Origin of the sequence: Lachnoclostridium sp. An181, from assembly GCF_002160325.1 — a bacterium.
GTDB lineage: Bacteria > Bacillota > Clostridia > Lachnospirales > Lachnospiraceae > An181.
Map to the genome: position 1 here is coordinate 1 of NZ_NFKJ01000036.1, position 6,581 is coordinate 6,581.

At 40.3% G+C, this 6,581-nt stretch carries 11 protein-coding genes; 9 read left to right on the plus strand and 2 right to left on the minus strand.

All coding sequences use genetic code 11. The features are described from left to right. The 5 genes from B5F18_RS12115 to B5F18_RS12135 form a co-directional block, all read left to right on the plus strand. Positions 1 to 861, plus strand: an 861-nt coding sequence (locus B5F18_RS12115; protein WP_143468431.1) for a bifunctional lytic transglycosylase/C40 family peptidase, incomplete at its 5' end; no start/stop codon positions are given. A 15-nt stretch (positions 862 to 876) separates the two neighbouring features. After that, positions 877 to 1,770, plus strand: coding sequence for a conjugal transfer protein (locus B5F18_RS12120; RefSeq protein ID WP_087157905.1), 894 nt, complete (start codon positions 877 to 879; stop codon positions 1,768 to 1,770). A 298-nt stretch (positions 1,771 to 2,068) separates the two neighbouring features. Next, positions 2,069 to 2,977 (plus strand): helix-turn-helix transcriptional regulator, encoded by a 909-nt coding sequence (locus B5F18_RS12125; protein ID WP_087157906.1) that lies wholly within the window; start codon positions 2,069 to 2,071, stop codon positions 2,975 to 2,977. A gap of 61 nt (positions 2,978 to 3,038) precedes the next feature. After that, positions 3,039 to 3,605: a GNAT family N-acetyltransferase gene (locus B5F18_RS12130; RefSeq protein WP_087157907.1), complete on the plus strand. Its 567-nt coding sequence runs from the start codon at positions 3,039 to 3,041 to the stop codon at positions 3,603 to 3,605. 111 nt (positions 3,606 to 3,716) lie between these two features. Further along, positions 3,717 to 4,076: a winged helix-turn-helix domain-containing protein gene (locus B5F18_RS12135; RefSeq protein WP_242955870.1), complete on the plus strand. Its 360-nt coding sequence runs from the start codon at positions 3,717 to 3,719 to the stop codon at positions 4,074 to 4,076. Positions 4,077 to 4,115: 39 nt separating this feature from the next. Here B5F18_RS12135 and B5F18_RS12140 read toward each other — a convergent pair whose 3' ends face one another. Next, entirely contained in the window at positions 4,116 to 4,478 is a 363-nt protein-coding gene (locus B5F18_RS12140; RefSeq protein ID WP_087157909.1) for a helix-turn-helix domain-containing protein, read from the minus strand. 151 nt (positions 4,479 to 4,629) lie between these two features. On the opposite strand from B5F18_RS12140, the gene B5F18_RS12145 reads away from it, so the two are divergent. From B5F18_RS12145 to B5F18_RS12160, 4 genes are all read left to right on the plus strand, one after another. After that, the gene (locus B5F18_RS12145) at positions 4,630 to 4,854 is read left to right on the plus strand and encodes a hypothetical protein (protein WP_087157910.1); all 225 of its coding nucleotides are present in this window, start codon (positions 4,630 to 4,632) and stop codon (positions 4,852 to 4,854) included. Between the two features lie 19 nt (positions 4,855 to 4,873). Continuing rightward, positions 4,874 to 5,239 carry a hypothetical protein gene (locus B5F18_RS12150; RefSeq protein WP_087157911.1) on the plus strand — a complete coding sequence of 122 codons (366 nt, stop codon included), beginning with the start codon at positions 4,874 to 4,876 and terminating at the stop codon, positions 5,237 to 5,239. A gap of 440 nt (positions 5,240 to 5,679) precedes the next feature. Beyond that, on the plus strand, positions 5,680 to 6,108 hold the full coding sequence (locus B5F18_RS12155; RefSeq protein WP_087157912.1) for an RNA polymerase sigma factor: 429 nt from the start codon (positions 5,680 to 5,682) through the stop codon (positions 6,106 to 6,108). Further along, positions 6,095 to 6,343 carry a helix-turn-helix domain-containing protein gene (locus B5F18_RS12160; protein ID WP_032547283.1) on the plus strand — a complete coding sequence of 83 codons (249 nt, stop codon included), beginning with the start codon at positions 6,095 to 6,097 and terminating at the stop codon, positions 6,341 to 6,343. Before B5F18_RS12155 ends, B5F18_RS12160 begins: the two co-directional genes overlap by 14 nt. Before the next feature lie 27 nt (positions 6,344 to 6,370). On the opposite strand, the gene B5F18_RS12640 is transcribed toward B5F18_RS12160, so the two are convergent. Beyond that, positions 6,371 to 6,581, minus strand: a 211-nt coding sequence (locus B5F18_RS12640) for a hypothetical protein (RefSeq protein WP_204217119.1), incomplete at its 5' end; no start/stop codon positions are given.

The following is a 6,581-nucleotide window of genomic DNA, read 5'->3' on the forward strand; positions in this document are numbered from 1 at the left end:
GAGGTCTTGAAACATCAGCCTATGGTGGAGAAATACGCCAGAGAATACGGCATATCCGAGTACGTCCCCTATCTGCTGGCAATCATACAGGTGGAAAGTGGCGGGACAGCCGAGGACGTTATGCAGAGTTCCGAGAGCATGGGCTTACCGCCTAATTCTCTTGATACAGAAAGCTCAATCAAGCAGGGGTGCAAGTATTTTGCGTCCCTGCTTTCTTCAGCAGAAAGTCAAGGCAGAGAGGATATAAACGTCGTGGTGCAGTCCTATAACTATGGCGGTGGTTATATCAACTATGTGGCTAAGAATGGAAAAAAACACAGCTTCACGCTGGCAGAGAATTTCGCCCGTGATAAATCTGGCGGGAAGAAAGTCACCTACACGAACCCTATCGCTGTCGCCCGCAATGGTGGCTGGCGTTACGGGTATGGGAATATGTTCTATGTGGAGCTTGTGAGCCAGTATCTCACGGTCAGTCAAGTATCGGGTGAACTGGCACAGAAGATAATGAACGAAGCTCTCAAATATCAAGGCTGGGACTATGTGTACGGTGGGAGCAATCCTAACACTTCTTTTGACTGTTCGGGGCTGGTTCAATGGTGCTATGGCAAGGCGGGTATCAATCTGCCGAGAACGGCACAGGCACAGTATGACGCTACCCAGCATATCCCGCTTTCACAGGCACAGGCTGGGGATTTGGTGTTCTTCCACAGTACCTACAATGCGGGAACGTATGTGACCCACGTCGGTATCTATGTGGGAAATAACCAGATGTACCACGCTGGCGACCCGATAGGCTATGCCGACCTTACAAGCTCCTACTGGCAACAGCATTTGATAGGGGCTGGCAGAATTAAGCAATAGAAAGGAATGGAAATCATGTTTAAGAAGAAAGAAAAACCGATAAAGGAAAAGAAAGTCCACACTATGAAAGTGGGGACGCATAAGAAGTCCGTCATTGCCCTCTGGGTGGTGCTTATCGCAAGTGTGAGCTTTGGTGTGTATAAGAATTTTACGGCTATCGACCAGCACACCACGCATGAGATAGAAACCATACAGCTCCGTTTGAATGACACCAACGGCATAGAAAATTTTATCAAGAACTTTGCGAAGTCCTATTACACATGGAGCAACAGCAAGGAAGCTATCGAAGCAAGGACACAGTCTATCAGTGCTTATCTGACACAGGAATTGCAGGATTTGAATGTTGATACGGTGAGAACGGATATACCGACCAGCTCCACGGTCACGGACGTATTTATCTGGGACGTGGAACAGTCTGGGGAGGACGCTTTTACTGTTACCTACGAAGTAGATCAGCAGATAAAAGAGGGCGACCAGACAAGGAATGTATCAGAAACCTATACCGTGATTGTTCATGTGGACGCTGACGGGGATATGGTGATTATCCAGAACCCGACCCTTGCCTCAACTATGGAAAAATCCGATTATGAACCAAAAGCACAGGAAGCAGACAACAGCGTGGACGCTGACACCGTCAATGACGCTACGGCATTTTTGGAAACGTTCTTCAAGCTGTACCCTACCGCAACGGACAAGGAGCTTGCCTACTATGTAGAGGGAAATGCTCTTGAACCGATAAACGGTGACTACCTCTATTCCGAGCTTGTCAATCCTGTATTTACGGCTGACGGCGATAATGTGAAAGTCAAAGTAGCTGTAAAATTCATTGATAATCAGACAAAGGCGACACAGGTATCACAATATGAGCTGACGCTTCATAAGGATAGTAACTGGAAAATTCAAGGATAAGTAAAACAGGCTTGCTTCGTGGAATACATTGATAAGCAAGCCTGTTTTTTTAAAGTATATCTTTTTGTAAAATTATTGTCTATTAACAGTGGTTACAGTATTTTAATTAAATCCTTTGAATGTGTTCACCTTATCTGTTTATAAAGTTTGCACAAGTATATTTTACTAACTGCTTATAAGAACAAAGATAGGAACAAGAAATCTCATAACAAGATATAACAGATTATATTGGCTGTTTATTGAACTACAAAGGCTCATTAAGATATAATACATTTTAGAAATTAGGAGGAATGAGTAAATGAAAATAGAACGTCTTTATGCGATAACCGTCTATCTTCTCAATCATGGAAGAACATCTGCGAATGAATTAGCTAAATATTTTGAAGTTTCCGTGCGAACTATCCAGAGAGATATTGACTCATTATGTCTTGCCGGAATTCCGATTATTTCAGTAACTGGGGCAACAGGTGGTTATGAAATATCCTCGCAGTTTAAACTTGATAAACATCTTGCCACTTCAAATGATTATTCTTATATTTTGACTGCGCTTAAAGGATTGGTTTCGGCTACAAATGATCAAAATGCAAAACATACATTAGAAAAAATATCTCACATATTTAATCAAAACAATATGAATATTATATTAGATTTTTCTGTCTTACGAGAAGGTGAGCAAGCTACTCTGCAAACATTGCAAACTGCCATAGTTCAAAAACGTATGGTAGATTTTATATATACGAATAATAACAATGAAACTCGTGTACACAGTGTAGAGCCGATTGCAGTCTTATACAGGTGGTACGCTTGGTATCTTCTTGCTTACTCTAAAATAAAAAACGATTATCGTACCTATAAATTGGTAAGGATGAGGGATTTAAAAATTACGGATATCCCGTTTACAAAAGAACATGACGCTCCAGAAAGTATTTTGAAAAAGTCTGATAAAACAGATTGTCGTCAATATATAGATGTTGTTGTAAAATGTAAAGAAAAGGCACGGTCGCGGGTTCAAGAATATCTGAAAGGGAGCGTAATTGAGAACCTTCCGAATGGAAACACGTTCATGAAATTGACCGTGGTGGAAAATGAGCAGTTCTGGCTTGGTACGCTATTGTCATTAGGTGATGATGTTGAGGTAATTGCACCAAAAGAAATACGTAAACGCCTTTTTAAAGTAGCTTCAAAAATTGTTTCTTTATACAAATAACTATGACATACTGTTGTCATATATACCGTGATATAGTGTTAATAAAAACGGAGGTGCATTTATGTTGAACCCATATGAAAGATGTCCTAAATATGAGAATGAAAACTATATGTTAAGAATGGTAAGTAAAAAGGACAAGGAAGATTTATTAAAAGTATATTCTGATGAAAAAGCTGTACCATTTTTCAATAGTGATAATTGCGGGGGAGATGACTTTCATTATACTACTGAAACCAGAATGGAACAAGCAATTGAATATTGGCTGTGGGAGTATGGCAGACAAGGTTTTGTTCGCTGGACTATTGTATCAAAAACAGATAACAAAGCAATAGGAACGATTGAAGTATTTAATCGGAAAGCTGATGATTATTTTAATAACTGTGGGTTATTAAGACTTGATTTGAGAAGCGATTATGAACAGGAAGAAAGTATTTTTGAAATATTATCGCTTATCGTGCCCTCAGTGTTTGAATTATTTAATTGCCAGATAATTGCAACAAAAGTTCCTCATTTTGCTTCTGAAAGAAAATTGGCAATAGTCCGGTTAGGTTTCGTTGCTTCTGAAGAAAAATTGATAGGTGGACATGATAAAAAGACTTATACTGATTATTATGTCCTGCAAAAATAGAATTGGAGATTTAGAATAAAGGCAATTCTTAAAAAAATGTAGCGGAGTGATATACATGGGAAAATATTAGTTGCAGAATTTACAGAGAAAGAAGAAGCTGTTTTTAATCAGTTGGTAGAATGGCTGTCTAATACTTTGTGTACTGCACCTGTTTCTCTAAGCAAGAAATGTAAAGGTTTAGATTTAGATTGTTTTACTCGTACTGTTACTGACACCAACGGAAATAAAATACATTTGACCGCTAAAGAATTTGACTTATTATATTTCCTTTCCAGCCACAAAGGACAGGTATTCACAAAAGAACAGATTTACGAAAATGTGTGGGGCTATGACAATACACCAGACGCAAGCAACCTTTCCTCATTTATTAGAAAGCTAAGACTGAAAATAGAACCACACCCAGACAATCCACGATATATCATTACTGTCTGGGGTGTGGGATATAAATTCAGTGGAGAAGAAAAACCGTAGCTGTATTTCACAATTCATTGTGATCTGCACGCTACGGTTTTATCTATTGAACTGATTTCTTACTTCCTTATCCCTACGCATGGCGGATTTTGCACATTTCAGCAGGTCAACTAAAAATCGGGTTTCGTATTCGTCGCAATCCTCAAAAATCTCTTTTGCTTCTCCCTTGAAAATATTTTGTGAAGCAAGTACATTATCACATAGGAGAACATCAACTGATACGGAAAGAGCATTGGCAATCTCAATCAATGTCGGCAGGCTGACTTTCGTTTTCCCTGTCTCCACGTTGCTCATGTGGGCTGGGGTAATATCTATAAGGTCTGCGACGGCTTCCTGTGTTATTCCTTTCTTAATTCGTGCTATCTTGATACGCTGTCCGATTGCTTTATAGTCTATTTCCACAGTTTCCCTCTCCTTTCTTGCTTTTCATTATTGTAACTATTCACAGAGTGTAATATAATAGTCTGTATAGATGAAACATTTGCGCACTATATTTTTTGATGGATTTTTTGAAATATATCATCAGTTTTGAGAAAAGAGGTGTTCTGAACGTATGATGAAATTCAGTAAAAGGGACAGCAGGAAAATGATAAAAGAAATGGCTCGCCTGCATGGGCTATCTGCTTCAGAAGTCCGTGAACAGATACAGGGGAAAATCATAGACGCAATGAACAGTGACGACCCAGAACAGCAGGCACAGTTTAAGCGTCTGTTTGGCAACAGTACACCTACACCAGAGGAATTTATCTGTGTTGCCAGCAGACAGCTAAAATTTTAATGATTTAGGAGTGGCTATTATGGGACAAGCGGAGAAGCAAAAGGAAGTGTTTCTGTCCGTATGCGGACAGCATGACTACAACTTACTGACGGGCAAGGAAGCCATGACACAGACAGATCTTGAACGTATCACCTATATTACTATGGCTCTGGGCTATACTTCCTATACACAGGAATTGATTGGTGAACATTTGGACTTGGCGTGCAATGAAGCGGAACGGGCTGACAGGGAATTTGACATTCTGCAAGACTATCCAGCCTATTATGATGATGAAAACGTCTATGAACAGAGAGATAAATGGCTGGCAGACTTCATCAGTCAAGTACCGCCAGCAAAGCAGGACGATATTCGTCAGCTCATTAAAGAAAATACAGAGATTATCTGATACACAGGGTTATCGCAATTACAGCATTTTTGCTGTGTGTGATAGCCTTTTTTAGTTCCTGCCAAAAAACAGGAACTTGGACGGAATTAGGACGGATTTATCTTTTATGCTTATTCTGTTGAAATTTGCCTTATTTTGGCAAGGCGGTTTCTTCAAGGGAGGATTACGAATGACAGGAGTGCATAAAAGAAAATCATCAAAAAAATTTTAATCCATGTTAAGGGAGTTTACAGCTATTTCCGTGTAGAATTTCCTCAATATTTGTCGATTATATTCGCTAAAGCTCAACGAGGTTATCAAAACTTCTTGGGCTTTTTTACTTTTTCTGGATTTCTTTTTCAAACTTTGCCAGTTCATATCCTCTCATTTGTATTAATGACGGAAAGGGGGAAGGAACGGTTACAATCACCGCCTTTTGACAAACGAAAGGAGGTGAAAATGTGAAAAGACCCACTTCTCCGGAAGATGTTCAGAAAGTCTTTGACTGTTACTGCAAGAAGATTTTGAAGAATGAAACAATCAATATTCAGAAGCACTACCAGCGTATGAACGATTTGCAGATTTCCTTTTCAGAACTCACGCCAGAACAGCTTGCGGAACTCTCGACTTATGATGATTATTCCACGGACTATGACCTTTACAAAGTCATGGGCTACGACGTGAAAATCAAGAATGAGCTGTTGAGTGAAGCGTTGCAGGAACTTTCTGAGGAAGAACGCTTTATCTTGTTGCTCTACGGTTTAGGCTTCAATGACGGCGAGATTGCCGACCTGCTGAAAATTGTACGCCGTACAGTGAACTATAAGCGTCAAAGAGGATTTGAAAAAGTCAGAAAAAGAATGGAGGAAAAACAGCATGAAGAAGAATAAAGCGGTACATAAAGGCAATGGCTTATTGCCTTACCCTGTTATCGTTTCCGCTTCACAGGGCGATATTCTGGCTATGAATGTTGTGTTATGCCATTACGAGCCATACATTGCCCGCTTGTCCATGAGAACAAGCATTGACGAATACGGCAATCCTCACACCAGCGTTGACGAGGATATGCGTAGCCGTCTGGAAGCAAAACTGATTGAGCAGGTACTTAATTTCAAAGTAGCATAAGCCAACGTCCTATTGCAGAGTGACGCATTATCCCCTTTCCTGCGTCCTCTCTGGGGCTTGTATATCTATCAAAACCCATATGACTTCATATAGGTTTTGACAGGCGTATAAGCCGTTGTGGTCTTTGACAACTGAATAAAGCAGACAGATACGTTTGTGATACAGCGAGCCACGGGGACTGTACGCCATGACCTTTCCAAAAGAGAGCGAGCGACCCACGCAGTGATCCGAGAGCGAC

Excerpts from the sequence above, each read along its gene's own strand:
- B5F18_RS12120 (WP_087157905.1), top strand. The coding sequence starts at position 877 with ATGTTTAAGAAGAAAGAAAAACCGATAAAGGAAAAGAAAGTCCACACT.
- B5F18_RS12125 (WP_087157906.1), top strand. The coding sequence starts at position 2,069 with ATGAAAATAGAACGTCTTTATGCGATAACCGTCTATCTTCTCAATCAT.
- B5F18_RS12130 (WP_087157907.1), top strand. The coding sequence starts at position 3,039 with ATGTTGAACCCATATGAAAGATGTCCTAAATATGAGAATGAAAACTAT.
- B5F18_RS12145 (WP_087157910.1), top strand. The coding sequence starts at position 4,630 with ATGATGAAATTCAGTAAAAGGGACAGCAGGAAAATGATAAAAGAAATG.
- B5F18_RS12150 (WP_087157911.1), top strand. The coding sequence starts at position 4,874 with ATGGGACAAGCGGAGAAGCAAAAGGAAGTGTTTCTGTCCGTATGCGGA.
- B5F18_RS12160 (WP_032547283.1), top strand. The coding sequence starts at position 6,095 with ATGAAGAAGAATAAAGCGGTACATAAAGGCAATGGCTTATTGCCTTAC.